The organism is Streptomyces sp. NPDC048057 (assembly GCF_040653095.1).
Lineage (GTDB): Bacteria > Actinomycetota > Actinomycetes > Streptomycetales > Streptomycetaceae > Streptomyces.
Map to the genome: position 1 here is coordinate 51,523 of NZ_JBEZNF010000025.1, position 26,155 is coordinate 77,677.

The 26,155-nt window shown below is 74.7% G+C and carries 17 protein-coding genes and 1 pseudogene; 16 read left to right on the plus strand and 2 right to left on the minus strand.

What is annotated here, in order from left to right:
• Positions 1-207: 207 nt before the first annotated feature.
• From AB0E05_RS27120 to AB0E05_RS27135, 4 genes and pseudogenes are all read left to right on the plus strand, one after another.
• Positions 208-1,935, plus strand: coding sequence for a SulP family inorganic anion transporter (locus AB0E05_RS27120; RefSeq protein WP_361968034.1), 1,728 nt, complete (start codon positions 208-210; stop codon positions 1,933-1,935).
• 10 nt (positions 1,936-1,945) lie between these two features.
• Positions 1,946-2,362 carry an ATP-binding protein gene (locus tag AB0E05_RS27125; RefSeq protein ID WP_361968114.1) on the plus strand — a complete coding sequence of 139 codons (417 nt, stop codon included), beginning with the start codon at positions 1,946-1,948 and terminating at the stop codon, positions 2,360-2,362.
• A gap of 90 nt (positions 2,363-2,452) precedes the next feature.
• On the plus strand, positions 2,453-2,869 hold the full coding sequence (locus tag AB0E05_RS27130; RefSeq protein WP_361968036.1) for an STAS domain-containing protein: 417 nt from the start codon (positions 2,453-2,455) through the stop codon (positions 2,867-2,869).
• An 88-nt stretch (positions 2,870-2,957) separates the two neighbouring features.
• A pseudogene (locus AB0E05_RS27135) lies at positions 2,958-3,398 on the plus strand (transposase); the annotation flags it as partial.
• Positions 3,399-3,590: 192 nt separating this feature from the next.
• On the opposite strand, the gene AB0E05_RS27140 reads toward AB0E05_RS27135, so the two are convergent.
• Complete coding sequence (locus AB0E05_RS27140; RefSeq protein WP_361968038.1) at positions 3,591-4,181, minus strand: dihydrofolate reductase family protein; 591 nt, start codon at positions 4,179-4,181, stop codon at positions 3,591-3,593.
• 261 nt (positions 4,182-4,442) lie between these two features.
• Here AB0E05_RS27140 and AB0E05_RS27145 point away from each other — a divergent pair, with 261 nt between their 5' ends.
• The 12 genes from AB0E05_RS27145 (at position 4,443) to AB0E05_RS27200 (ending at position 24,737) form a co-directional block, all read left to right on the plus strand.
• Positions 4,443-5,291, plus strand: a complete 849-nt coding sequence (locus tag AB0E05_RS27145) for an IclR family transcriptional regulator (RefSeq protein WP_361968040.1) — start codon at positions 4,443-4,445, stop codon at positions 5,289-5,291.
• Positions 5,292-5,712: 421 nt separating this feature from the next.
• On the plus strand, positions 5,713-6,441 hold the full coding sequence (locus AB0E05_RS27150) for an aspartate/glutamate racemase family protein (protein ID WP_361968042.1): 729 nt from the start codon (positions 5,713-5,715) through the stop codon (positions 6,439-6,441).
• 67 nt (positions 6,442-6,508) lie between these two features.
• On the plus strand, positions 6,509-7,492 hold the full coding sequence (locus AB0E05_RS27155; protein WP_361968044.1) for a membrane dipeptidase: 984 nt from the start codon (positions 6,509-6,511) through the stop codon (positions 7,490-7,492).
• A gap of 36 nt (positions 7,493-7,528) precedes the next feature.
• On the plus strand, positions 7,529-9,133 hold the full coding sequence (locus AB0E05_RS27160; protein ID WP_361968046.1) for an NAD(P)/FAD-dependent oxidoreductase: 1,605 nt from the start codon (positions 7,529-7,531) through the stop codon (positions 9,131-9,133).
• On the plus strand, positions 9,130-10,749 hold the full coding sequence (locus AB0E05_RS27165; protein ID WP_361968048.1) for an ABC transporter substrate-binding protein: 1,620 nt from the start codon (positions 9,130-9,132) through the stop codon (positions 10,747-10,749). Before AB0E05_RS27160 ends, AB0E05_RS27165 begins: the two co-directional genes overlap by 4 nt.
• Positions 10,750-10,762: 13 nt before the next feature.
• Positions 10,763-11,704, plus strand: coding sequence for an ABC transporter permease (locus AB0E05_RS27170; protein ID WP_361968050.1), 942 nt, complete (start codon positions 10,763-10,765; stop codon positions 11,702-11,704).
• A 19-nt stretch (positions 11,705-11,723) separates the two neighbouring features.
• A complete protein-coding gene (locus AB0E05_RS27175) occupies positions 11,724-12,674 on the plus strand; it encodes an ABC transporter permease (protein WP_361968052.1) in 951 nt (316 codons plus the stop codon).
• A gap of 14 nt (positions 12,675-12,688) precedes the next feature.
• Entirely contained in the window at positions 12,689-13,711 is a 1,023-nt protein-coding gene (locus AB0E05_RS27180) for an ABC transporter ATP-binding protein (RefSeq protein ID WP_361968054.1), read from the plus strand.
• A complete protein-coding gene (locus AB0E05_RS27185; RefSeq protein WP_361968056.1) occupies positions 13,708-14,730 on the plus strand; it encodes an oligopeptide/dipeptide ABC transporter ATP-binding protein in 1,023 nt (340 codons plus the stop codon). Before AB0E05_RS27180 ends, AB0E05_RS27185 begins: the two co-directional genes overlap by 4 nt.
• Positions 14,727-16,211, plus strand: a complete 1,485-nt coding sequence (locus AB0E05_RS27190) for an aldehyde dehydrogenase family protein (protein ID WP_361968058.1) — start codon at positions 14,727-14,729, stop codon at positions 16,209-16,211. The genes AB0E05_RS27185 and AB0E05_RS27190 overlap by 4 nt, the downstream gene beginning before the upstream one ends.
• A gap of 58 nt (positions 16,212-16,269) precedes the next feature.
• Positions 16,270-16,557 (plus strand): muconolactone Delta-isomerase family protein, encoded by a 288-nt coding sequence (locus tag AB0E05_RS27195; protein ID WP_361968060.1) that lies wholly within the window; start codon positions 16,270-16,272, stop codon positions 16,555-16,557.
• A gap of 104 nt (positions 16,558-16,661) precedes the next feature.
• The gene (locus tag AB0E05_RS27200; protein ID WP_361968062.1) at positions 16,662-24,737 is read left to right on the plus strand and encodes a type I polyketide synthase; all 8,076 of its coding nucleotides are present in this window, start codon (positions 16,662-16,664) and stop codon (positions 24,735-24,737) included.
• Here the strand turns inward: AB0E05_RS27200 and AB0E05_RS27205 are convergent.
• Positions 24,727-26,049, minus strand: coding sequence for an MFS transporter (locus AB0E05_RS27205; RefSeq protein ID WP_361968064.1), 1,323 nt, complete (start codon positions 26,047-26,049; stop codon positions 24,727-24,729). The two genes, AB0E05_RS27200 and AB0E05_RS27205, sit on opposite strands and share 11 nt — an antisense overlap.
• Positions 26,050-26,155 lie beyond the last annotated feature (106 nt).

The following is a 26,155-nucleotide window of genomic DNA, read 5'->3' on the forward strand; positions in this document are numbered from 1 at the left end:
GGGAGTCCGCGGCGAGCGGCGGCTGACGGCCCCGGTCGAGCGCCGGAGCGGGGTCGGCGGCGAGGAGGAGCGTGGGCGATGCGGATACCGCTGTCCGGAGCGAGGGCCGGGTCCTGCCGCGCCCGCCCGCGGGGGAGTGAACGGTCCGGTGCGAGCCGGGCGGCGGACGCCGTCGGCGCCGTCGCGGGAAGCTGAGGAAACGATCCGTTGAGCACGATGGGGGCCCGTGGCATCGCCCGGGCGCGTTCACTCCTGCCTTCCCGCACGGACCTGGCGGCGATGGTCCGCGACCCGAAGCGGGACCTGCTGGCCGGGCTGACGGTGGCGATCGTCGCGCTGCCGCTGGCGCTGGGGTTCGGCGTCTCCTCCGGACTCGGTGCCGAGGCCGGCCTGGCGACCGCCGTGGTCGCCGGTGCGCTCGCCGCGGTCTTCGGCGGCTCGAACCTCCAGGTGTCCGGCCCGACCGGGGCGATGACCGTGGTCCTGGTGCCCATCGTCGCCCAGCACGGACCCGCGGGCGTCCTCACCGTGGGCCTGCTCGCCGGGCTGATGCTGCTGGCGCTGGCCGTCCTGAGGGCCGGCCGGTACATGGCGTACGTCCCCGCCTCCGTGGTGGAGGGCTTCACCCTGGGCATCGCCCTCGTCATCGGCCTGCAACAACTCCCCAACGCCCTCGGCGTCGAAGCGGAGGGCGAGAAGGTCCTCGCGGTCGCCGGGCACGCCGTCGGGGAGTTCGTCGCCGCGCCGAACTGGACCGCCCTCGCCCTCGCCGCCGGCGTCGCCGCGGTGATGCTGCTCGGGGCGCGCTGGCGACCCGGCGTCCCGTTCTCCATCGTCGCCGTCATCGCCGCCACCGCGGGCGCCCAGCTCCTCGACCTCGACCGGGCGGCCGTGATCGGCGCCCTGCCGGCCGGCCTGCCCGCCCCCTCCCTCGGCTTCCTCGACCTCGGCCAGCTCGGCCCGCTGCTCGCCCCGGCCCTCGCGGTCGCGGCCCTCGCCGCGCTGGAGACGCTGCTGTCCGCGCAGGTCGCCGACGGCATGACGACCGGCCAGCGGCACGACCCCGACCGGGAGCTGTTCGGCCAGGGCGTGGCGAACATCGCCGCGCCCCTCTTCGGCGGGGTGCCCGCGACCGGCGCCATCGCCCGGACCGCGGTCAACGTGCGCAGCGGTGCCGCCTCCCGGCTCGCCGCGCTGGTGCACGCCGCCGTCCTCGCCGGCATCGTCCTGGCCGCCGCCCCGCTCGTCTCCCGGATCCCGCTGGCCGCGCTGGCCGGGGTCCTCATCGCCACCGCCGTGCGCATGGTGGAGTTCGGGTCCCTGCGGGCGATGGCCCGCGTCACCCGCGCCGACGCCCTCGTCCTGGTCCTCACCGCGGTCGCGACCCTCGTCCTCGACCTGGTGTGGGCGGTCGTCATCGGCCTGGCGGTGGCCGGGGCGCTCGCCCTGCGGGCCGTCGCCCGCCACGCCCGTCTGGACCGCATCGACATCCGCCCCGACCTGCCCGACGGCCACAGCGACGAGGAACACGCCCTGCTCAGCGAGCACATCGTCGCCTACCGCATCGACGGACCCCTCTTCTTCGCCGCGGCCCACCGCTTCCTCCTGGAGCTGTCCGAGGTGGCCGACGTCCGCGTGATGGTGCTGCGGATGTCCCGCGTCACCACCGTGGACGCCACCGGGGCCCTCGCGCTCAAGGACGCCGTCGACGAACTCGACCGCCGCGGCATCGTCGTCATGGCCTCCGGCGTCCGCCCCGCCCAACACCGGGCCTTGGACGCCGTCGGCGCGCTCGACCTGCTGCGTCACGACGGCCGGGTGCACGCCACCACCCCCGACGCGGTCGCCGCCGCCCGCGCACACCTGCAACGGACCGGACTCCTCCCCGCCAGCACGCTGCCCGGCCCGCGATCCACCCCGAAGGCAACCCGGTGAGGCCCCGATGATGTTCTCCGGTCTGGAAGACCTACCGCGACGGCTCGTCGTCGCCCTCCCCGCCACGGGGAAGTCCGTGCGCCTGGCCCGGGAGACGGCCGAGCAGATCGTGACGCAATGGGGAATCTCCCCGGGCCACCCGTCGGTGGGCCCGGCCCTCCTGATCGTCTCCGAACTGGTCACCAACACCGTCCGGCACGCCGCCGTCACCTGCGACAACCTCACCGTGCTGTTCGCCGCGGGCCGGGACACCTTCGCCTTCGCCGTCCACGACCGCCACCCCTACCAGCCGCCCCTGCACGCCGCCGCGCCCGGCAGCGGCCTCGCCACCGTCACCGAACTCACCACGGACCTCGGCGGCACCGCGGTGGTCCGCGCCGACGGCGACGGCCACGGCAAGACCATCTGGATCACCCTCCCACTGTGAGCACCGCCCGCAGCACCCGGCAGCACCCGAGCAGTGAACACCGCCCCCACCGCTGTGAGCACCGCCCTGAGACGAGAAGGTAGGAGAGCCGTGACGATCGAGTGGCGCTACACCACCCGGCCCGGTCTGGGCGTCCTGTCCCTGTCCGGCCACCTCGGCCCGGACGCCGTCAAGCGCTTCCACGGCGCCATCGACTGGGTCGCAGCACGCGGCACCGGCCCGGTCATCCTCGACCTGACCCATCTGCGCGGCTGGTCCTCGGACGGCCAGCTCGCCATCATCCGCGCCGCCCGGCTGCTCGCCAGCCACGAGCGCCCCCTGCACCTCGCCGCCATCCCTGCGGACGGCTCCCTCGTCCCCAACGAAGGCGGCCCCCGCATTCCCGTCCACGGCGACCTGCCCACCGCGCTCGCCGTCCACCCCACCGAGCCCCTCACCACCACCACCGAGCGCGAACGCGCCTGGCGCACCAACCACTGGCCCGACGCGAGACCGTCCAGAGCCTGACGCCCCACCGGGGCACCCGCCGTCCCCGCCCCCGTTGTCTCTTTCGCGGTCCTGCAACGGGGCTGCTGGCCTCCGGTGGCCGTCGTCCGCGAAGCGGCGGATCGCCGACCTCCATTCGGGCGAGGCGATGACCGACGCGAAGGGCGCAGCGGTCATCGCGGACGCCGCCCGCACCATGGCCCGCGCCTTGCGCTCCATCGCACTGACCGACGAGATCACCGCCGAACTCACCGTCCTGACCGGCTTCGACCAGGACCTCGCGGCCCAGGGCACCCGCACCTCCAACGACGTGTGCAGGGCCCTGGAGGCCCAGATCAGCAGCCTGTTGGAGGCTCGCCCTCTTCACCCGGTCCTGACCCCGATCCACGGTGAAAACGCACCACGAGGCGGAAATCGGCAGCTCAAACGCGCCATGTTCCTCTCTGCCTTCGCCTGCATGAACGCCGACCTCGCCCCACGCACCTACGACGACCGGCAGCGAGCCCGCGGCAAAGCCCACACCCAGGCCCTCCTCGGACTCGCCCGCCAACCCATTGCTGAAAGACACAGAGGCACCCCCCGTGCCCGTCGACGCCTACTGCCTGCGGGGCCCCTGGGCGCGCGGTGCCGCCGTGAGGGTTGTGCGGTGATGGCCCGCGGCCCGGTGGAGGCCAACACTCCCGCAGAGCCACGGCGGCTCCGCCAGAGGCGCAGCGCAGCCGACGGGACCTCGCGGACGGGCCTACGCGCCCAAGCCGCGGCGGTAGGTGTTGATCAGGACGCCCGACGGAGTCGACCGCGTGGCCGTCAGGGTCAGCCGGCGCGCGGGCCGGCCGTCGGCGAAGAGCTTCTTGCCGTCGCCCAGGAGGAGCGGGAAGACCAGCAGGCGGTACTCGTCGACGAGGTCGTGCTCGATCAGCGTCCGCAGCAGGTCGCCGCTGCCCAGCACCACGGTCTCCGACTCCGTCGCCGCCGTGATCCGGCCGACCTCCGCCACCAGGTCGGCGCCGAGGAGGGCGGAGTTCGCCCACGAGAGGTCCTTGAGGGTGCGGGAGGCGACGTACTTGGGCATCGCGTTCATCGCCGCCACCGCCGGGTCGGCCATGTCGGCGTACGGCCAGGTGCCGGCGAAGATCTCGTACGTCCGCCGGCCCAGGAGCAGCGCACCGGCGCCGGCGGTGGCCCCGCTCATGAACCGCTCCACCTCGTCGTCGACGTACCGCAGCACCCAGCCGCCCTCGTCGAACCCGCCGTCCCGGTCCTCGTCAGCGGACAGGACCGACTGCATGACGCCGTCAAGCGACACGAAATTGACCACGATCAGTTGCCCCACGGAACTGCTCCCACTCCATATCCCCGCGGGCGGTTGCCCACGGAGGTGTCGACCGTCCGACGGCAGGGGAATCATCGGTCCCGGCAGGGGGAACGTGGTCCCACCACCGGTCTTGCCCTCCGCGGCATTGTCAGGGCCCGTACCGGCTGTGTGATACTGCGGTTTTGGTGAAGCGCGGAGTCCGGCGGGCCGTCCCGCCCGTCCCCGCGACGCGCTCCGTCGTGTTCCTGCCCGTGCTCATGAGGGAGATTGCCGCGTTCCATGGCGACAGCACCTGATTCCGCGGCCCCCGAAGACGCCGGCCGTCGGCCCGCCGGTCACGGCGCGCAGGGCGACCCGTCCGGCACCGGTGCGCGCGCCGCGGGCACGGTGCAGATCGTCGACCACGCCATCCAGGTGCTCAAGGCCATCGCCGAGGCCGATCGGGCGCGCGGGGTGCGGGAGCTGAGCCGGGACCTGGCGATCAGCAAGAGTTCCGTGCAGCGCATCCTCGTGTCGCTGGAGCGCGAGGGGCTCGCCGTCGCGGACGAGAGCACCCGCAAGTACGTCATCGGCCCCGCGGCGCTCACGCTCGCGTGGCGGCACACGGCCAACAGCGACCTCGTCGGGGCCTCTTCGGCCACGGCGTCCCGGATCGCCGCGCTGACCGGCGAGACGGCGTGCGTCTCCACGATCGTGGACGGCCGCCGGGTGACCGTCTACGAGGCGGAGAGCCCCCAGCCGCTGCGTCTGATCACCGGTGTGGGACGGCCCTACTCGCTCTTCTCCGGGGCGACCGGGCGGATCCTGCTGTCCATGCTGGCGCCCGAGCGGGCCCGTCAGCTGGTGGAGGAGCACGCGGGCGGCGACGTCGACGTGGAAGTGGACGTCGATGCCGTGGTGGCGCGGATCGACGCGGTGCGGCAGCAGGGGTACGCGATCAGCCGGGCGGAGTGGATCGCCGGCGGTTGCGGCGTCGCGGTTCCCCTCGGCGTCCAGGGCGGCGTCGTCGCTGCGCTGAGCATTTACGGGCCCGAGGCGCGGATGACCGACGAGCGCATGGCCGAACTGGTACCGGTCCTGCGGACCGCCGCCGCCGAGATCACCGTCCGCTGGCGCCAGCCCGCCTGACGCACCCCTGAGCCGGCCGCGGAGGCCCCGCCGAGGGGCCTTCGTCGCTGTGAACGGCCCGTCCCCGCACCGTGGTTGACGCCTTCCCGTAGCCGGTGGGCGGTTCACGCCTGCCAGGTGCCTGGCGCGCGCCGTTGCCGCGCATCTGAACCCCCGCGCCCGCGCTGGCCGGAACACCGGCGCGATATGGCGCATTCATTGCTTCCGTCCTGCCCATTGACCCGCTCCGAAAGCCGTGGGTACGTTGTCCCAACAGATCTGGTCCACTGTCCCAGATCGGGTGGGGCGCTCCGCACGGCGGACCCCGGTAGCGCCGCCCCGCCCCTCCTGGACCCGCACGCCGCAGCGATTCCACCGTCCGACACCACCACCCCGCGCTCCCGCGGGCCGCTCGGACGACAACCATGAGGAGCCGATCCGTATGATGCTTGGCTGGCGCGCCCGTATTGGGCAGATTCGTCCGGCGACCGCGATCGAAGGTGCCGAAGAATGGCGCTCCGTCGCCCCCGTGGGGGTGGCCTTCGCCGACGCCCGGACCATCGTCCCAAGGGTGGACGCCGAAGGCTTGGAGACGATGATGTCCCAGGTGCTGGAGGCGTCGCGGCAACTCGCCACGGCGAAGGTGGACCTCATCGTGCAGTGCGGTGCCCCCGGCACCTTCATCCCCGGCCCCGGCACCGACGAGAAGGTGACCGCGGAGATCACCGAGGAGACCGGGATCCCCGCCCTCACCATGATGCAGGCGCAGGTCGACGCCCTGCGCGCGGTCGGCGCGACCTCGGTCGCCGTCGGCAGCATCTACACCGACGAGGTCAACGAGGCCCTGCGCGCCTACCTCACCGCCGTCGGCTTCGAGGTCCCGGTCGTCGAGGGGCTCCAGATCACCGACCCGTACGAGGCCAGCGTCCACGACGCCGACAGCGCCTACCGGCTGGGCCGCCGCCTGAACCGCGCCGCGCCCGACGCGGACGCCCTGCTGATCTCCTGCGGCACCTTCCGCACCTTCGAGGTGCTGCCCTACCTGGAGTTGGACACCGGGGTGCCGGTGGTCACCAGCAACCAGGCGTCGCTATGGCGCGCGCTGCGCCTGCTCGGGCTGCGCGACGAACTCCCCGCGCTGGGCCGGCTCGGCTCGATCGCCGACTGCTGACCGCGCGGCTCCCGGCCGGGCAGCCGGCCCTCACCCGTACCCACCGAAACCTGAGGAGGAGCACGTCGTGCTCGTCGACGCACTGCAGTTCGTCAAGCCGTCCCGGGAGCGCTTCGAGGAGTGGCACGCCGCCGGCATCACGGCGATCCACGCCACCGTCGCGATCTGGGAGGACTCCACCGAGACCATGCGCGAAGTGGGCCGCTGGCAGCGCCTGCTCGCCGAGAACGCGGACCTCCTGTGCGAGGGCCGCTCCGCCGCCGACCTCCACCGCGCCGCGCAGGAGGGCCGGACCGCCGTCGTCCTCGGCTTCCAGAACAGCAGCCCCTTCGAGGACGACCTCGACCTCGTCGGCGCCTTCCACCAGGCCGGCGTGCGGATCGCCCAGCTCACGTACAACACCCAGAACTCCGCCGGCGCCGGCTGCTGGGAGGGCGAGGACGCCGGGCTCTCCCGGACCTACGGGATCAACCTCATCCGGGAGATGAACCAGGTCGGCATGGTCGTCGACATCTCGCACTGCAACGAGCGCACCTCGCTGGAGGCCATCGAGGCGTCCGAGCGGCCCGTGGCCGTCACCCACGCCAACCCCCGCGCCTTCGTCGGCGAGGACGTGGAACTCGCACTCCGCAACAAGTCCGACACCGTCCTCAAGCAGACCGCCGCCTCGGGCGGGGTGGTGGGGCTGAGCATGTACCCGCGGATCGCCCCCGACGGCGTCAACTGCACGGTGGACCGCTTCTGCGACATGGTCGCCCACACCGTCGACCTCATCGGCGTGGAGCACGTCGGATTCGGCTCCGACTACTACGCGGGGCAGGGCGACGAGGAACTGCACTGGTGGCGGCAGGGCCGGTGGAGCCGCAAGCCGATGGTCCCCATCTCCGGCCCGGTCGAGTTCCCCGACTGGTACGCGGCGGGCCGCGGGTACGCCGTGGTGCGGCAGCGGCTGCTGGAGCGCGGGTTCACCGCCGCCGAGGTCGAGCGGATCTCCGGCGGGAACTGGGCGGACTTCTTCGAGGCCGGCTTCACCGCCGCACCCCGGAGCTGAGATGCGCGGCCACGGCAGCAGGAGGGCGGGGCGCAGATGAACCAGTACGACGCAGTCGTCGTCGGCGGTGGCCACAACGGACTGGTGACCGCCGCCTACCTGGGACGCGCGGGGATGAAGGTGGCGCTACTGGAAGCGCGGTCGACGCCGGGCGGGCCCTGCGGGGGGTACGAGTTCCTGCCGGGGCGCCGCCTCGCCTTCACCAACTCGCCGGGCTCGCTCAACCCGGCCGTCGTCGCCGAGCTGGGCCTGGCGCGCCACGGGCTGCGGTTCGTCCGGGTCGACCCGACGGTGGTCCACCACTTCGACGAGGGGTGCTTCGTCGGCTGGCGCGACCAGGCCAGGGTGGACGCCCAACTGGACGCCTTCGCCCCCGGCGAGGCCGCCCGCTACCGCGCTCTGATCGCCGGACTGGAACGCCTCGGCGCCCGTCTCGGGGTCCGGCTCGACACCCCGCCACCGACCCCGGACCTCCTGAAGAAACGTTTGTCCGATCCGGCGGACCTACGACTCTTCAACGCGGTCTTCGACGGCGGTCTCACCGAACTGCTCGACGAACACCTGCGGTCCGACCGGGCGAAGGCCCTGCTGGCACTGCTCGCGCTGAACGCCCAACTCGTCCCGCCGTCCGCCCCGGGCACCGCCGTGGGCCTGATGATGCGCCCCTTCGCGCTCGCCGCCGCCGGCGGCAGCGCCCCGGACGCCGCGGAGCGCACTGCGCTCCGCGGCTCCACCGGACTCCCCGTCGGCTCGATGAGCGCCATCGTCGACGCCCTGACGGGCGCCTGCCGGGAACACGGGGTGGACGTGCACACCGACACCCCCGTGGCCCGGGTGCTCCACGGACCGCTCGGCGTGCGCGGCGTCGTCACCCCCGCCGGCGAGGAGTTCACCGCACCCCGGGTGATCTCCACCGTCAACCCCGTCCACCTCTTCCGCGACCTCCTCGACGACGGCGCGATGGACCCCGACGTCCGGGAGCACGTGCTGCGGACCCCCATGCGGGGCTCCGCCTTCAAGCTGGTGCTGGAAGTCGACTCCCTGCCCCCGTACGCCGGGCTGCCGAAGGACGCCGACCCCGACGCGGTGCGCACCTGCCAGTTCCGCTTCGGCTCCTCCCTCGCCGAGATCGAACGGGCCGTGCGCGCCGCACGGGAGGGACGCGCTTCGGACGAACCCCTGATGTGGGGCCTGACCCCCACCCTCACCTCTCCCGGACTCACCCCCGGCACCACCCAGCTGATCAGCGTCAACGCCTGGCACGCGCCCCACCGCCCGCACGACGGCCCCTGGAACGAGCAGCGCACCGAGGAGTTCGGCCGCCGCTGCGTCGCCCGGCTCGACGCCCTGATGCCCGGCATCGCCGACCGGATCGTGGACCACCGCTTCATGAACCCCGTCGACATCGAGGCCGAACTCGGCCTGGTCGGCAGCAACATCACCCACGGCGACATGCTCCCCGCCGCGCTCTTCGGCGCCCGCCCCCACCCCGCCCTCGCCGGCTACCGCACCCCGCTGCGCGGCTTCTACCTCGGCGGCAGCGGCACCTGGCCCGGGGGATACGTCACCGGCACGCCCGGCAGGAACGCCGCCACGACGGTCCTCGGCGATCTCGCCCACGAGCAAAGGCCGCACCCATGAGACCCACCCACCGCACGGGCCCGCCCCTGCGCCGCGCCCTCGGCACCCTGGTAGCCGCCGTGCTGCTGCTCACCGGCTGCGCCTCGCCGGCCACCTTCGGCCGCGACCGGGACACCCTGGTCATCGGAGCCGAGGGGGAGATCCCCGTACTCGATCCGCACCGGCTCTCGGGCACCGTCGGCCTGCGCGTCGTCGACGCCCTCTTCGACCCCCTCGTCCGCGAGGACCTCAGCACCGAGACCGACGGCGCGCCCGCGCTGCGGCCCGCCCTCGCCACCTCCTGGCAGGTGTCCCCGGACGCCCGCACGTACGCCCTCGCCCTGCGCAAGGACGTCACCTTCAGCGACGGCACCCCCTTCGACGCCGCCGCCGTGAAGACCAACTTCGACCGGATCCTCGACAAGAAGTCACCGGTGTACGACGCCACCGCGGCCGGCAACATGAAGTTCCTCAGCCGCTGGATCGACCGCGTCGACGTCACTGGGGAGCACGCGGTCACCCTGCGGCTCACCAAGCCGTACGCCGGACTGCTCCGGCTGCTCACCGACCGGCGCATGTCCCTCGTCAGCCCGGCCGCCCTGCGCGCCCACGCCCCCGACGACATCGGCCTGAACCCCGTCGGCACCGGCCCCTACCGACAGCGGGAGGCCGACCACGGCAAGCGGATCACGCTCCAGCGCAACGACTCCTACTGGGGCGGCGTCCCGCGGACCGAGTCCATCATCGTGGAATCCGTCAGCGACCCCACCACCCTGGCCATCGCCGCCCAGACCGGCGAGGTGGACGCGATCCTCAGCGCCGGCGCCCAACAGGTGCGGCAACTCGCCGGCCAGGGCACGATGACGGTCCAGTACCCGGAGCCCGCCAACCAGTACTTCCTGCGGCTCAACACCCGTACCGCCCCCACCGACAACGCCCTGGTGCGCCGGGCCCTCAACCACGCCGTGGACCGGGAGGCCATCGCCACCCTCACCGCCGGCCAGGTCGCGCCCTCGCACGGCCCCCTGCCGCGCGGCAACGAGGCGTACCGAGCAGACCCGGCCGCCGACGGCCGCTACGCCCACGACCCCGCCCTCGCCAAGCGCCTGATCGCCGAGAGCGGCGTGCCCACCCCCGTACGGCTGCGGCTCCTCGCCCCCGACAGCGGCCCCGGCTTCTCCCAGGCCACCGAGATCATGTCGCTGATCCAGCAGGACCTCAAAGCGGTCGGCGTCAAGCTGGACGTCCAGTACATGGAGTTCGCCTCGCTCGTCGCCGAGGAGGGCGCCGGATACAAGAAGGGTGTCCACGGCTCCTTCAACGGCTGGACCACCGGCGCGGACGCCGCCGACTTCCTGGAGCGGATGTTCGGCGGCACGCTCCACCCGCCCAACGGAGTGAACCGCGGCTGGTACCGCAACCCCGCCGTGGACGCCCTCCTCGACGAGGCCCGCGCCGAGCCCCACGAAGGGACCCGGACGGAGCTGTACCGCCGGGCCGCGGACGCCATCGCGGTCGACGCGCCCTGGGTCTTCCTCTACCAGGACCGGCTGCCGCGGCTGCTCAGCCGCAAGGTCGACGGCGTCGCCCCGGCCCCGTCCGTCTACATCGACTACACGACCATCCGCCGCCGGTGAGGAGAGCCCTGCCATGAAGGCCACTGCGGCACCCGCAACACCAGCAACACCCCGCACCCCTTGGCGCGCCCGTCTGCGGGCGGTCCGCGGCGGCAACGCCGCGACGGCCGTCGGCGGCTGCATCGTCGCCCTCACCGTCCTGGTCGCCCTGTTCGCCCCCTGGCTCGCGCCCGCCGACCCGCTCGCCACCGACCCGGCCGCGATCGGCCTCGGCCCGCTCAGCGACGGACACCTCCTCGGCACCGACGAGGTCGGCCGGGACGTGCTGAGCCGACTGATGCACGGCGCCCGGCTCGCCCTGCTGGTCGCGGTCGTCCCGACCCTGCTCGCCCTGCTGATCGGCGGGCTCCTCGGCCTCCTCGCCGGCTACGTCGGCGGCTGGCTCGACAGCGTGCTGATGCGCGTGTTCGACGTGATGTTCTCCTTCCCCGGCATCCTGCTCGCCCTCGGCATCGGGGTCGCCCTCGGCCCCGGGCTCACCTCCATGGTCATCGCCATGGTCGTGGTCACCGTCCCCGAGTTCGGCCGCATCGTCCGCGGCAGCGCGGTGTCCCTGCGCCAGGAGACCTACGTCGAAGCCGCAGCGGCCCTCGGCTACGGCCACCGCCGGATCGCGCTGCGCCACATCACCCCCAACCTCCTCGGCCCCCTGGTCGTCTTCGCCACCCTCCAGACCGGACGCAACGTCATCCTCGGCGCCAGCCTCGCCTTCCTCGGCCTCGGCGCCCAACCGCCCGCCCCCGACTGGGGCCAGATGCTCAGCGGCGGCCGTGCCCTGCTGGTCACCTCGCCCCACGTGGCGACCGTCCCCGGACTCGTGATCGTCGTCCTGGCCGTGGGGTTCAACCTCCTCGGCGACGGCGTACGGGACCGGCTCGACCCCCGCAGCCGTCAGAAGCGGTCCGCCAGCAGCGACAGCCCCGGCATCCTCCGCACCCGGTGGAGCCGATCGTGAACAGTCCAGGAGACGCGCCATGCTGACCTTCACCCTGCGCCGGGCGCTCCAGATGATCCCCGTCGTCCTCGGGGTGACCGTCGCCACCTTCGGGCTCGGCCAGATCATCCCCGGCGACCAGGCGACCGCCCTGCTCGGACCCACCTCCACCGAGGAGGACCGCCAAGCCCTCCGGGCGGACCTCGGCCTCGACGAACCCGCCCTCTCCCGCTACTTCACCTACCTCGGCAACCTCCTCGGCGGCGACCTCGGGCGCTCCCTGTCCTTCGGCCGGCCCGTGTCCGAGGTGCTCTCCGACCGGCTGCTCAACACCGCCCTGCTCTCCGGCACCGCGATCGTCCTCGCCACCGTCCTCGGCGTGGCGATCGGCACCTGGGCCGCGATGAAGCCGGGCTCCCTGCGGGACCGCGGACTGAACGTCCTCGTCCTCTTCTTCAACTCCGTGCCCTCGTTCTGGTTCGGCCTGGTGCTGATCGTCGTCTTCGCGCTCCAACTGCGGATGCTCCCCGCCACCGGCATGACCTCCATCGGCGGAGGCGGCGGATTCCTCGACGTCGCCGCCCACCTGGTGCTGCCGGTGATCACCCTGGCGGCCTGGTCCCTCGCGGTGATCGCCCGGATGACCCGCTCCGCGGTCCTGGAGGTGATCGGCAACGACTACGTGCGCACCGCCCGCTCCCGCGGCGTCGGCGAGTTCCGCGTCATCACCCGCCACGTCCTGCCCAACGCGATGCCCGCCGTCATCACCGTCATCGGACTCCAGGCCGGCTTCCTGCTCAGCGGCGCGGTGCTCACCGAGACCGTCTTCTCCTGGCCCGGCCTCGGCCTCGCGCTCCACCAGGCCGTGTCCACCCGGGACATCCCCCTCGTCCAGGGCGGAATCCTGATGATCGCCATCGCCTTCGTCCTCATCAACTTCCTGGTGGACGTCCTCCAGGCGTATTTCAACCCCAAGATCAAGCTCGCCTAGGGAGAGGCACCGACGTGTCCGTCCTCGAAGTGGAACACCTCCAAGTCGCCTACCGCGACCGCACCGGCGCCGCCCCGGTGCAGACCGTCAGGGACGTCTCCTTCCGCGTCGCCGAAGGCGGGTCCCTCGGCATCGTCGGGGAGTCGGGCTGCGGCAAGAGCCAGACCGTGCTGGCCGTCCTCGGACTCCTCGGCCACGAGGGCGCCGAGGTGTCCGGCCGGATCTCCTTCGACGGCCGCGACCTCACCCGGCTCACCCCGAAGCAGCTGCGGGAGGTACGGGGCAGCGGCATCGCCCTGGTCTCCCAGGACGCCCTGTCCGCCCTCAACCCCGCCATGACCATCGGCCGTCAGATGGCCGAACCCCTGATCCGCTACGACGGCTACGGCCGTCGCGCCGCCGTCGCGCGGTGCGCGGAACTCCTCGACCTCGTCGGCATTCCCGGCCCGCGCGAACGGCTCCGCAGCCACCCCCACCAGCTCTCCGGCGGCATGCGCCAACGCGTCCTCATCGCCATGGCCGTCAGCCGTGAACCCCGCCTCCTGATCGCCGACGAACCCACCACCGCCCTGGACGTCACCATCCAGGCCCAGGTCCTCGGCCTGATCGACCGCCTCCGTCGGGAACTGCGCACGGCACTCGTCCTCATCACCCACGACCTGGGCGTCGTCGCCGGGGTGACCGACCACATCGCCGTCATGTACGGCGGCCGGATCGTGGAATCCGCCCCCACCACCGAACTCTTCGACCACCCGGCCCACCCCTACACCCGCGCCCTGATGGCCTCCGTCCCCCGGATGGACCGCCAGGTGGACCGACTGCCCGCCATCCCCGGCTTCCCGCCCCACCCCGCCTCGCCGCTGCCCGGCTGCGCCTTCCAGCCGCGCTGCGCCGAAGCGCGCCCCGACTGCGCCGACTCCGTACCCCTCCTCATCGCGGCGCCCGGCGCGCCCGCCGCCGACTCCGCCCACGAGGTCCGCTGCCCCTACCCCGCGCCCGCCGCCGGCGAGCCGCACCCCGCAGGAGCACCCGCATGAGCACCGCCGCGCCGCCCGCCGCCGTCACCGTCGAGGAACTGGAGGTGCGCTTCCCCGTCCGCACCGGAGTGCTGCGCCGCACCACCGGCACCGTGCGCGCCGTGGACGGCGTCTCCTTCACGGTCCCCGCCCGCAGCATCGTCGCGGTCGTCGGCGAGAGCGGCAGCGGCAAGACCACCACCGGGCGCGCCCTGGTCGGCCTCTCCCCGGTCGCCGCGGGACGCGTCCTCATCGAGGGCCGGCCCCTCGCCGAACTCCGCGCCGACAAGTCCCTGCCCCGCACGGTCCAGATCGTCCACCAGGACCCGTACGCCAGCCTCAACCCGCGGATGACGATCGGCGCCACCGTCCGCGAGGTCGTCCACGTCCACCGCACCGTCCCCCGGGAGGAGGCCGCGGCCCGCGCCGTCGAACTGCTCGGCCACGTCGGACTCGCCCCCGAACTCGCCGACCGCCATCCGCACGAACTCTCCGGCGGACAGCGCCAGCGGGCCGCCATCGCCCGCGCCCTCGCCGTCGAACCCCGCATCGTCGTCTGCGACGAGATCGTCTCCGCGCTCGACGTCAGCGTCCAGGGCCAGATCGTCAACCTCCTCAAGGACCTCTGCCACGACGGCGACCTGAGCTTCCTCTTCATCTCCCACGACATGAGCGTGGTCCGACACATCTCCGACCACGTCGTCGTCATGTACGGCGGTCGCGTCATGGAGAGCGGGCCCTGCGCCGAGGTGTTCGCCGCGCCCCGCCACCCCTACACCCACTCCCTGCTCGCCGCCGTGCCCCTGCCCGACCCCCGGGCGCCCGCGCCCGGCGCCGGGACCCGCATCCGCACCGAACCGCCCGACCCCGCCGACCCGCCGCCCGGCTGCCGCTTCCAGCGGGCCTGCCCCTTCGCCACCGACCTCTGCCGCACCGAAGCCCCGCCGCCGACCGAGGTGCAGGGCAGCACCGTGGCCTGCCACCACCACGCGGCGCCCGAACTGCGCGCCGCACTGACCGAAAGGAACCCGGCACGATGACCCGATCCGACAGCCGCGCCACCCCGACCGCCCCGGTGTGGACGTCGTTCGCCGGCGGCCGCCGGACGGCCGCCGGCGGCACGGCGGTCCCCCTGGTGGACCCCGCGACGGGGGAGACCTGGGGCACCGCGCACCAGGACGCCGCCGCCGTCGACACCGCGGTCGCCGCGGCCCGCGGCGCACTGCTCGCGCCGTCCTGGGGCGGGCTGCCCCAGCACGCCCGCGCCGATCTGCTCCACCGCCTGGGCGACGTGCTCACCGACCACCGGGACGAACTCGCCGCCCTGGAGACCCTCGCCAACGGCAAGCCGCTGGCCGCCACGCGGGGCGAGGTGTCCGCCCTCGCCCGCTGGTACCGCTACTACGCGGGCGTCGCCGAGACCCTGGAGGACCGGGCCCGCGCCCTCAGCGCCACGGCGCACGCGGTGATCCGCCAGGAGCCGCTCGGCGTGGTCGCGGCCCTGACCCCGTTCAACGGCGCGCTGTCCCTGGGGTCCTGGAAGCTGGCCCCCGCGCTCGCCGCCGGCAACACCGTCGTCCTCAAGCCCCCGCCGCAGGCCCCCGCGTCCTCCGTCCGCCTCGCCGAACTCGCCCTGGAGGCGGGTCTGCCGCCCGGTGTCGTCAACACGGTCATCGGGGGAGCCGAGGAGGCCCGGCTGCTCACCGACCACCCCGACGTCGCGATGGTCACCTTCACCGGCAGCACCGCCGTCGCCCGGGACCTCGGCGCCCGCGCCGCGGCCCGGATGAAGCGCTACGTCTGCGAGGCCGGCGGCAAGTCCGCGCACGTCGTCTTCGCCGACGCCGACCTCGACGCCGCCGTGACCGCGGCCCGCCAGGGCGCCTTCTCCGCCGCCGGACAGACCTGCGTCGCCGGCTCGCGCCTCCTCGTCCAGGCCGAGGTGTACGAGGAGTTCCTGGCCCGGTTCGCCCGGGCCGTGGGCGGGCTGCGGGTGGGCGACCCGAGGGACCCGCGCACCCAGGTCGGCCCCCTCGCGTCGGCGGCGGCGCTCGCCCGCGTCGAGGGTTACGTCGACGGAGCGGTGCGCGACGGCGCCCGGGCCGTGACCGGGGGCCGCCGCCCCGACGCCGAGGGCGGCTTCTGGTACCTGCCGACGGTCCTCGCCGGCGTGCGGTCCGAGATGGCGGTCTGCCGCGAGGAGGTCTTCGGCCCGGTCGCCACCGTCCAGCCCTTCACCACCGAGGACGAGGCCGTCACCCTCGCCAACTCCCTGGAGTACGGCCTCGCCGCCGGGGTGTGGACGCGGGACGCAGCCCGCGCCCACCGGCTGGCCGGCCGGCTGGACGCCGGCGTCGTGTGGGTCAACACCTACCGCCTGCTGCACTGGTCCGTGCCGTTCGGCGGCCACAAGCAGTCCGGCCTCGGCCGGGAGAACGGCCTCGAAGCCGTCCAGGAGTTCCTCCAGACCAAGTCGGTCGTCACCGAGCACGGCACCCCCGTCGACCCCTTCGGCGACTGACCGCCCCCACCCCGTCGATCCCCGCATCCCACACCCCGCCCCGTCCGGAGAGGACACCATGGAATTCCTCGTCAACATCCACATCGTCTGGCCCCACGACATGGACCCCGCCCACAAGGACGCCGTCTCCACCGCCGAGCGCCGCCGCGCCGCCGAACTCGCCGAAGCAGGCCACCTCGTGCGCATGTGGCGGGTGCCCGGCCGCACCGAGAACTGGGGGCTGTGGCGGGCCGCCGACCCCACGGAGCTGCACGCGATCATCTCCTCGCTGCCGGTGTGGCCCTGGATGGACGTCACGGTGCACGCCCTGGCCCAGCACCCGGTGGACCCGGTGCACGCCACCTGACGTCAAGAAATGCGCACTTCGGGGATAGGGTGCCGGCCCGGTTCGAACGCGCCTGGAGCCTATAGTCGTTGAGCGTCGGGACCGGGACGGCAAGAGGGGTGCGCATGGCGGAAGTTCACACGGAACTGGTCCGTCCGTTGGCCGAGGCGCTACGGGCGCACGCCGCCCGCGGCGCGGGACGCACGGCCTTCAGCGCCGGACAACGGTCCGTTACTTGGGCCGAGTTGGAACGTCGCACGGCCCGCCTCGCGGGCCATCTGGCCCGGCTCGGGGTCCGCCGCGGAGACCGGGTGCTGCTCTGTCTGCCCAGCCGGCTGGAGATGGTGGAGGGCTTCCTCGCGGCCCTGCGGGCCGGCGCCGTCGGCGTGCCCCTGGACCCGGGGGCCGCCGACGACGAGCTGGCCCACGTCCTCGCCGACAGCGGCGCGGTGGCGGCCGTGGCCGAGGCGCCGCTCCTCGCGCGCCTGGAGCGGGCGGCGCACGACCGGCCCCGGCTGCGGGCCAGCGTCCTCGTGGGCCCGCCGGCACCGCACTCCGAGCAGCCCGCGCAGACCGTGCCGTACGAGCACCTCGCCGGCACCGACGCCCCTGAGCCGCCGCGCGACGACCTCGGGCTCGACGAGCCGGCGTGGATCCTCTACACCTCCGGCACCACCGGCACCCGCAAGGGCGCGGTGACGACCCAGCGGGCCCTGCTGTGGTCCACCGCCGCCGCCTACGCACCGCTCCTCGGCATGTCCGAACGGGACCGGCTGCTGTGGCCGCTGCCGCTGCACCACGCCTACGCGCAGTCGCTGTGCCTCGTCGCGGTGGTCGCCACCGGCGCGAGCGCCCACCTCCTGGACCGGGGCGTGGACGTCGCGGAAGCCCTGCGGCGCCAGCCGTCGGACGAGCCCTTCACGATGCTGGCCGGCGTACCGGCCACGTACCACCTGCTGGTGAGCGCGGTGCGCGAGGCCCCACCGCTCCCCGGCGGACTGCGGGTCTGCCTCACCGGGGGAGCGCCCTGCCCGGTCGAACTGCTCGCCGCGACGGAGGAGTTGCTGGGCGCCCCGCTGCTCGACGGCTACGGCTCCACCGAGGCCAGCGGCAAGATCACGCTCGCCCTGCCCGGCGCACCGGGCCCGGACCGGGTGCCGCGCCCGCTGCCCGGCATGGACGTGAAGATCACCCACCCGACGTCGGGGGACACCGTCGCGGACGGCGACGAGGGCGAGATCTGGGTGCGCGGCCCCGGTCTGATGACCGGATACCACGACCGCCCCGACAGCACGGCGCAGGCGCTGCGGGACGGCTGGTACCGCACCGGCGACCTCGGCCACCGCACCCCGGACGGCGGGCTGCGGGTCACCGGGCGCGCGGTCGACCTGATCATCCGCGGCGGCCAGAACGTCAACCCGGTCGACGTGGAAAAGGTGTTGCTGTCCTGCCCCGGCGTCGCGGACGCGGCCGTCGTCGGCCGCCGCCACGACGTGCTGGGAGAGGTCCCGGTCGCGTTCGTCGTCCCCGGCCCGCAGGGGATCGACGTCGCGGAGCTGCGGGCCGCGTGCCGCCGGCGGCTGTCCGCGTTCAAGGTGCCGGACGAGTTCCGCACGAGCGCACCCCTGCCCCGTACCTCCTCCGGCAAGGTCCGACGCACCGTGCTCGCCGCCCTGCTGGCCGAGGCCCGCGCACACGACCGCGCGCACACCCGCGCCGAACTGCGCGCCAGGCTGCTCGCCCTGCCCGCCGCCGAACGGCGCCGCGCGGTGCTGCGGCTCGTCCTCGACGCCACGCCCGCGGCGGACGACGCCCGGGCCGGCGAGCCCGACCCCGCGCAGACCTTCGCCGACCGGGGACTCGGCTCCCTCCAGGGCGTACTGCTGCGCGACGGGCTCACCGCGGCCACCGGACTCGACCTGCCCCCGACCCTGGTCTTCGACCGGCCGACCCCCGGCGCGGTCGCCGACTTCGTGTCCGACGCGCTGCTCGGCGCCCCGCGCCCGCAGGCCCGCCCGGCCGACGGGCGCGGGGCGGCCCGGGTGCCCGACGAACCGGTGGCCGTCGTCGCGATGGCCTGCCGCTTCCCGGGACCCGTCGACGACGTCCGTACGCCGGAGGAGCTGTGGCGGCTGCTCGCCGACGGCGCCGACGCCACCTCCGCGTTCCCCGCCGACCGCGGCTGGGACCTGGCCTCCCTGTACGACCCCGACCCCGACCGGCCCGGCACCTCGACCACCCGGCGCGGCGGATTCCTGCGCCGCGCCGCCGACTTCGACGCCGCCTTCTTCGGCCTGTCGCCCCGGGAGGCACGGGCCACCGACCCCCAGCAACGGCTGCTCCTGGAGACCGCCTGGGAGGTGGTGGAACGGGCGGGCATCGCCCCCACCGCCCTGCGCGGCAGCGACACCGGCGTCTTCGTCGGCGTGATGCACGGCGACTACGCCGGCCGACTGCTGCACCGGGGCGGCCACGAGCAGGAGGCCCACCTCGCGCTCGGCTCCGCCGGCAGCGTGGCGTCCGGACGCATCTCCTACACCCTCGGCCTGGAGGGGCCCGCGGTGACCGTGGACACCGCCTGCTCCTCGTCGCTGGTCGCCATGGACTGGGCGGCGCGGGCGCTGCGTTCGGGGCAGTGCTCCCTCGCCGTCGCCGGCGGCGCCACCGTCATGGCCAGCCCGGCGCCGTTCGTCGCGTTCAGCAGGCTGCGCGGGCTCGCCCCGGACGGCCGCTGCAAGCCGTTCTCCGCCGCCGCCGACGGCACCGCCTGGGGCGAGGGCATCGGACTGGTCCTGCTGGAACGGCTCTCCGACGCACGGCGCAACGGACACCCGGTGCTCGCCGTGCTCCGCGGCTCCGCCGTCAACGGGGACGGCGCGTCCAACGGCCTGACCGCGCCCAGCGGATCCGCCCAGGAGCGGCTGATCGCCGACGCGCTGGCGTCCGCGGGGCTCACCCCGGCCGACATCGACGCCGTGGAGGCCCACGGCACCGGAACCCCCCTCGGCGACCCCATCGAGGCCCGGGCGCTCCTCGCCGCCTACGGGCCCGAGCGCCCGGCCGACCGCCCCCTGTGGCTCGGCTCCCTCAAGTCCAACCTCGGACACACCCAGGCCGCGGCCGGTGTCGCCGGAGTCATCAAGACCGTGCTCGCGATGCGGCACGGCGTGCTGCCGCGCACGCTGCACCTCGACGAGCCGTCCCCCGGGGTCGACTGGGCCTCCGGCGCCCTCCGCCCCCTGACCCGGGAGCAGCCGTGGCGGCCCGCGCCCGGCCAGCCGCGCCGCGCCGCGGTGTCCGCCTTCGGCATCGGCGGCACCAACGCGCACGTCATCCTGGAGGAGGTCGCCGCGGAGCGGGACGCGGCAGCCGACGGCGAGCACGGGCCGGCCGCCGCGCAACTGCCGTTCCTGCTGTCCGGCGCCGACGCGGACGCCCTGCGCGCCCAGGCCCGGCGCACCGCCGCCTTCCTTCGGGAACGGCCCGAACAGCCCCTCGGGGACGTGGTGTTCTCGGCTGCCACCACCCGCGCCGCGCTCCGCCACCGGGCGGCGGTGCCCGCCCACGACCGTGTCGCACTGCTGGGCGAACTGGACCGGCTCGCCGCCGCGACGACGGCCCCCGCCCCGGTCCGCACGGCGCCCCGGCTGGCCCTGCTCTTCACCGGCCAGGGCTCACTACGCCCGGGCCTCGGCCGGGAACTGCACGCCGCGCACCCGGTCTTCGCCGACGCCTTCGACGCGCTGTGCGCCCGGTTCGACGCCGTCGGCGTGGGGGACCGGCCGCTGCGCGAGAGCCTGTGGCCCGCGCCGGGCCGGGACGCCGACGCCCTCGACCGGACCGACGTCGCCCAGGCCGGCCTGTTCGCGTTCGAGGTCGCCCTGTTCCGGCTGCTCGCCTCCTGGGGAGTACGGCCCGACGTCCTGGCCGGCCACTCCGTCGGTGAGCTGGCCGCGGCCCATGTGGCCGGCGTCCTCACCGAGGACGGCGCCGTCGACCTGGTCGCCGCCCGGGGCCGGCTGATGCAGCGACTGCCGGCCGACGGCGCCATGGTCGTCCTGGACGCCACCGAGGACGAGGTGACGGCCGAACTCCAGAGGACTCCCGCGGCGGCCGGGCCGGTGGCGATCGCCGCGGTGAACGGCCCCCGGTCGATCGTCGTCTCCGGGGCGGAGCCGGCGGTGGCGGCGGTCGCGCTGACCTTCGCCGCCCGCGGCCACCGCACCGAACGCCTGGGCACCCACCACGCCTTCCACTCCCCGCTGGTCGAACCGGTGTTGACCGGCCTCGCCGGGGCCGCGTCGCGCGTCGCGTTCCACGAGCCCCGCATCCCCGTCGTCTCCACCCTCACCGGACGCCCCGCCACCGGAGACGACCTGCGCTCGGCGGACTACTGGGTCCGGCACGCCCGCCGGCCGGTGCGCTTCGCCGACGCCGTACGCCACCTCGCCGACGAGGCGGGGGTGAGCGCCTTCCTCGAAGTCGGCCCCGCCGCCCACCTCACCTCGGCCGCGCTGAGCACCGTCGGGGAGGTCGGGGACCGGGTGTTCACCGCGACGACCAGGCGCGGCCACCCGGAGCCCGGCACCCTCCTGACGGCCCTCGCCCGGCTGCACGTGCACGGCATCCCCGTCGACTGGGAAGCCGTCCGACGCGGGCACTCCGGCCCGCCCGCCCGGCGGATCGACCTGCCCACCTACCCCTTCCAGCGCGCCCGCCACTGGCTGGCGGTGCCCGACGCCACCGCCACGGGTCCCGCCCACCCGACCGCGCCCACCACCGGCCACCCCGTGCTGACCACGACCACGAGCCTGCCCGACACGGACCGCCTGCTGAGCACCGGCCGACTGTCGGAAGCCGGGCAGCCCTGGCTGCGCGACCACGTCGTGCACGGCCGGGTGCTGGTGCCCGCCACCGTGCTCGCCGACCTCGCCCTCACCACCGGCGCCACCTGCGACCTGGGGGAGTTGGAAGAGCTGACGCTGCTCCTCCCGCTGCACCTGCCCGGCCCCGACGGGCACGTCGAGGTGCAGGTGGCGCTCGGCGCACCGGACCCCTCCGGCCGCAGGACCGTCGACGTGCACGCGCGCCCCGGGGACGACGGCCCCCTCGGTGCCTGGACCCACCACGCCACCGGCCGTCTCGGCCCTTCGACCGCAGACCCCGACCGGGCGCCCGGCGACGAGGAGTCCTGGCCGCCCGCCGACGCCGTGCCCGTCGACCTGACCGGGGCGTACGAGCGCCTGGCCGCGGCGGGGCACGCGTACGGCACGGCGTTCCGCTGCGTACGGGCGCTGTGGCGGCACGGCGACGACCTGCTCGCCGACGTACGCCTCCCCGACGACACCGGAGCCGACGCGCAGCGCTACGACCTCCACCCCGCCCTCTTCGACGCCGCCCTGCACGCCTCGCTGCTGCTCCCCGCGGAACCGGGACGGCCGGCCGGGACCGGTCGGCTGCCGTTCGCCCTGCGGGGCGTCGGTCGGCACGCCGCCGGTGCCACCGCCGTACGGGTCCGGCTGCGGCCCACCGGGGACCACACCGTTGCGGCGGACCTCACGGACCCCGCCGGACGGCCGGTGCTGCGGGTGGCAGAACTGACCACCCGCCCGGTGAGCGACGCCGGCGCCGCGCCCCGGCCCGAGCCGCTGTACCGGCCGCAGTGGAAGCCTCTCGGCGGGGCACAACCACCCCCGACCACCTGGGAGATGAGCACGCCGGACGACCTCGGCCTGGCGACGGCGCTCCCCGACGCGATGCGGTCCGTGCCGCCCGGCGGCGGTGCGCCCGTCCCCGTCCCCATCGTCGTGTCACTGGCCCCGCCCGGCCCGGCCGCGGACCCGACGGCCGCCGCGCACGACCTGGTCACCCGCGCCCTGGAGTTGCTGCGCGGTCGACTGCCCGCCCTGGCCCCGGGAACGCGCCTGGTCCTGGTGACCCGCGGCGCCACCGGACCGGACCCGGACCTGCCCGCCGCCGCCGTCTGGGGGCTGGCGCGCAGCGCCCAGTCCGAATACCCCGGCCGCCTCGCCCTCTTCGACGTCGACGACCACCCGGAGTCCCTGCACCGGCTGTCGGCCGTCCTGGCGAGCGACGAACCCCAACTCGCGGTCCGTGCCGGCACGGTGCACGTACCCCGGCTGACCCGACCGGCACCGGCCGGGCCCGCGCCGGCTGGCACGTTCCCGGCCGACGGCACGGTGCTGATCACCGGCGGCACGGGAGCCCTCGGCGCCCTGCTCGCCGGCCATCTGTCGGAGCGTCACGGCGTACGGCGACTGCTGCTCACCAGCCGCAGCGGCCCGGACGCCCCCGGCGCACGGGAGTTGGTGGAACGCATCGAGCAGACCGGCGCCCGGGTCGACGTGGTCGCCTGCGACGCCGCCGACCGCTCCGCACTGGCCCGGCTGATCGCCGAGCACGGCGCCGACCTGACGGCCGTGGTGCACACGGCGGGCGTCCTCGACGACGGCGTGCTGGAAGGACAGACACCCGACCGCATCGCGGCCGTCCTGCGCCCGAAGGCGGACGCGGCCTGGCACCTGCACGAGCTGACGGAGGACCTGCCCCTCGCCCGGTTCGTGCTCTTCTCCTCGGCGGCGGGCCTCCTCGGCAACCCCGGCCAGGCCGGCTACGCCGCCGCGAACTCCTTCCTCGACGCCCTCGCGCTGCACCGTACGGCCCGGGGACTGCCCGCGCTGTCGCTGGCGTGGGGACCGTGGGGAGCGGGCGGCGGGGGCATGGCCGCCCGCACCGGCCGGACGGACGACGGCGTGCTCCGGGCCGTCACCGCGGCCGAGGGTCTTGCGCTGTTCGACGCCGCCCTGACGACGGGGGAGCCCGTCCTCGCGCCGCTGCCGCTGGACCCGACGGCCTCCCGGTCCCGCCGCGCCGTCCCGCCGCCCCTGCACGACCTCGTCCCTCCGCCGGCCAAGGTCGCCACCCGCTCCGAGGACACCGGCCCGGTGCCGGACGAGACGCCCGGCGCCTGGCACGGACGACTGGCGCAACTGCCCGCCGCCGACCGCGCTCCCGCCCTGCTCGCCCTGGTCCGCGAGGCCGTCGCCGACGTGCTCGGACACAGGGGCGCCGCCGCCGTCACGCCCAACCGCGCCCTCGGCGAACTCGGCCTCGACTCCCTGGCCGCCGTACAACTGCGCAACCGGCTGGGCCTGCTGACCGGCCTGGACCTGCCGCCCACCCTCACCTTCGACCTGCCGACCTGCCAGCAGCTGACGGACCACCTGCTCACCCGGCTGTCCGAGGCACCGCCCCCGCAGGGCGGGGCCGCCGCCGAGCCGGCGCGCCCCGCGGCGACCCGGTCCCCCCAGACCCTCGCCTCCCTCTACCGCCGCGTGTGCGCGACGGGGGACGTCGTCTCGGCGATGCACCTGCTCGTGACCGCCTCCCTCGCCGTCCCCGGCTTCGGCCCCGAGGACGCCGCCGCGCACGCCGTGGACCCGCTCCACCTGGCCAAGGGCGAACCGGACCGGCCGCCGCTGGTGTGCTTCCCCGGCTTCTCCCCGACCCTCGGCAGGCCCTGGTACGCCGCGTTCGCCCGCCACTTCGAGGACGACCGGGACGTACTGGAGGTGCGGCACCCGGGGATCGCCTCGGGCGACGCGGCGCCGCGCGACTGGTCGACCCTGGTGGACCTGCACACGGCCACCCTGCGCGAACGGTTGGGCGGGCGCCGCCCCGTCCTCGTCGGCTGGTCGATGGGCGGCTGCCCGGCCCACGCGGTCGCCGCCCGGCTCGCGGCCACCGGCACCCCGCCGGCCGGTCTGGTCCTCCTCGACAGCCACCACGTGACCCCCGAACGGGAGGACGAGCCGTGGCTGCTCGCCCTGCCCGCCCGGATGGCCCTGGCGATGGGAACGGAGTTCGACACGGCGGTGGACGACATGGCCCTGACCGCGTTCGGCTCCTACACCCAGATGCTCCGCGGCTGGCATCCCGAACCCCTTGACCCGTTCGACGTACCCGCCCTGGTGATCCGCGCCGCCGACGGCGACGCCCCGATCGGGCGTCCGGGACAGGCGCCCTGGCCCGGTTCGTACGACACCGCGGAGGTCCCGGGCGACCACTGGACGATCGTGGAGGACCACGCCGCCACCACGGCCCGAGCGGTCCGGACCTGGACCGACGGGCTCGCGGGGCGCACGGACGGAACCACTGGGACCGGGTCGTTCACTTCTTGACGGACGTCTGCCGTTCCGCGCCCGGTGCCTGCGCCCCCTTCGACGCCGGCGAGGCGCCCGAGTCGGGAGCGGGACGGCGCGGCCGGTGCAGGGCCGTCGCCGCGGACGCCACGACCGGCACCGCGGCCAGCGCGAAGCACACGGACAGGGGAAGACGGCCCACCAGAAGCCCCACGGCGGCCGTCGCCCCCGCCGAACCGGCGTTGAACGCGGTGTTGACCCACGCACCCGCCTGGGTGCGGGTGGCCGCAGTGGCGCTCTCGTCGGCGATCAGATAGGCGGTGGAGATGGCCGGGGCGACGAACAGCCCCCCGAGCGCCGCCCACACGATGAGCACGTACGGATGGGGGGACAGCCCCGTCGCGGCCAGCGTCAGCCCGAGGGCCCCCGCGACGGACGCCAACCGCACCCTGCTGGAGGCGCGCCACGAGACGGCCCCGTAGACCAGGCCGCCGATGGCGCTGCCCCCGCACAGCGCGGCCAGGATCCAGGCGACCGCCGCGGGCTCGTGATGCGCGTCGGCGAAGGCGATCACCAGGAACTCGAACGCGCCCAGACAGATGCCCACGGCGCCGGAGACGACGACCGCCTGCCGCAGCCCGGGGGCATCCCACAGCAGCCGGCGCGACGACGCGGCGGGCTGCGCCTCGGCAGCGGCCCCATCGGCGGGCGCCGGCCCGTCGGGAGCCCTCTTGCGGCCGACCCAGGCGCGGACCGCCGGCGACGAGACCAGGGCGAGCGTTCCGGTCAGGACGAGCGCCGCGCTCATCCCGAGTCCGACCGACGCCGTGGAGACCTGCACCAGCAGCCCCACCAGCAACGGACCCGTGACGAAGAGGAGTTCCTCGGCAACGGCGTCGAGACTGTACGCGCGCTGCAACATCTGCCGGTCGGGCAGCAGATCGCTCCAGACCGTCCGCATCACCGGCCCGAGCGGCGGCGTGCACGCGCCGGCGGGCACCGCCAGGATCCCGAGCAGAACGCCCGAAGCGCCCGGCCAGGACGTCGCGAAGGCCAGCGCGGTCAGCAACAGCGCATAGGCGACGGACATGGGGAGCAGTGCCCGGCGCGGCCCGTACCGGTCGACCAGCGCGGCCCGGGTCGGCGAGAGGAAGACGCTGGTCAGCGCGAACAGCGCCGTGACGGTGCCGGCCACGGCGTAGGAGTCGGTGGCCTCTTTGACCGCCAACACCAGCGACAGCGAGACCATTCCATAGGAGAGCCGGCCCAACAGGGCCGCACCGAAGGTGCGGCAGGCGTAGCGGGTGCGCAACACAGCCGCATACGAAGGGGCCGTGGAAGACGAAGACATGATGATGTCCCTCGGAGACAGCGCCGCACCGGCGGCACTCAAACGTGTTCAGGGCAGCGGAAACCGCGCCTCGACGGGCGCGGTCGGCACTGGCTCCTAAACACGG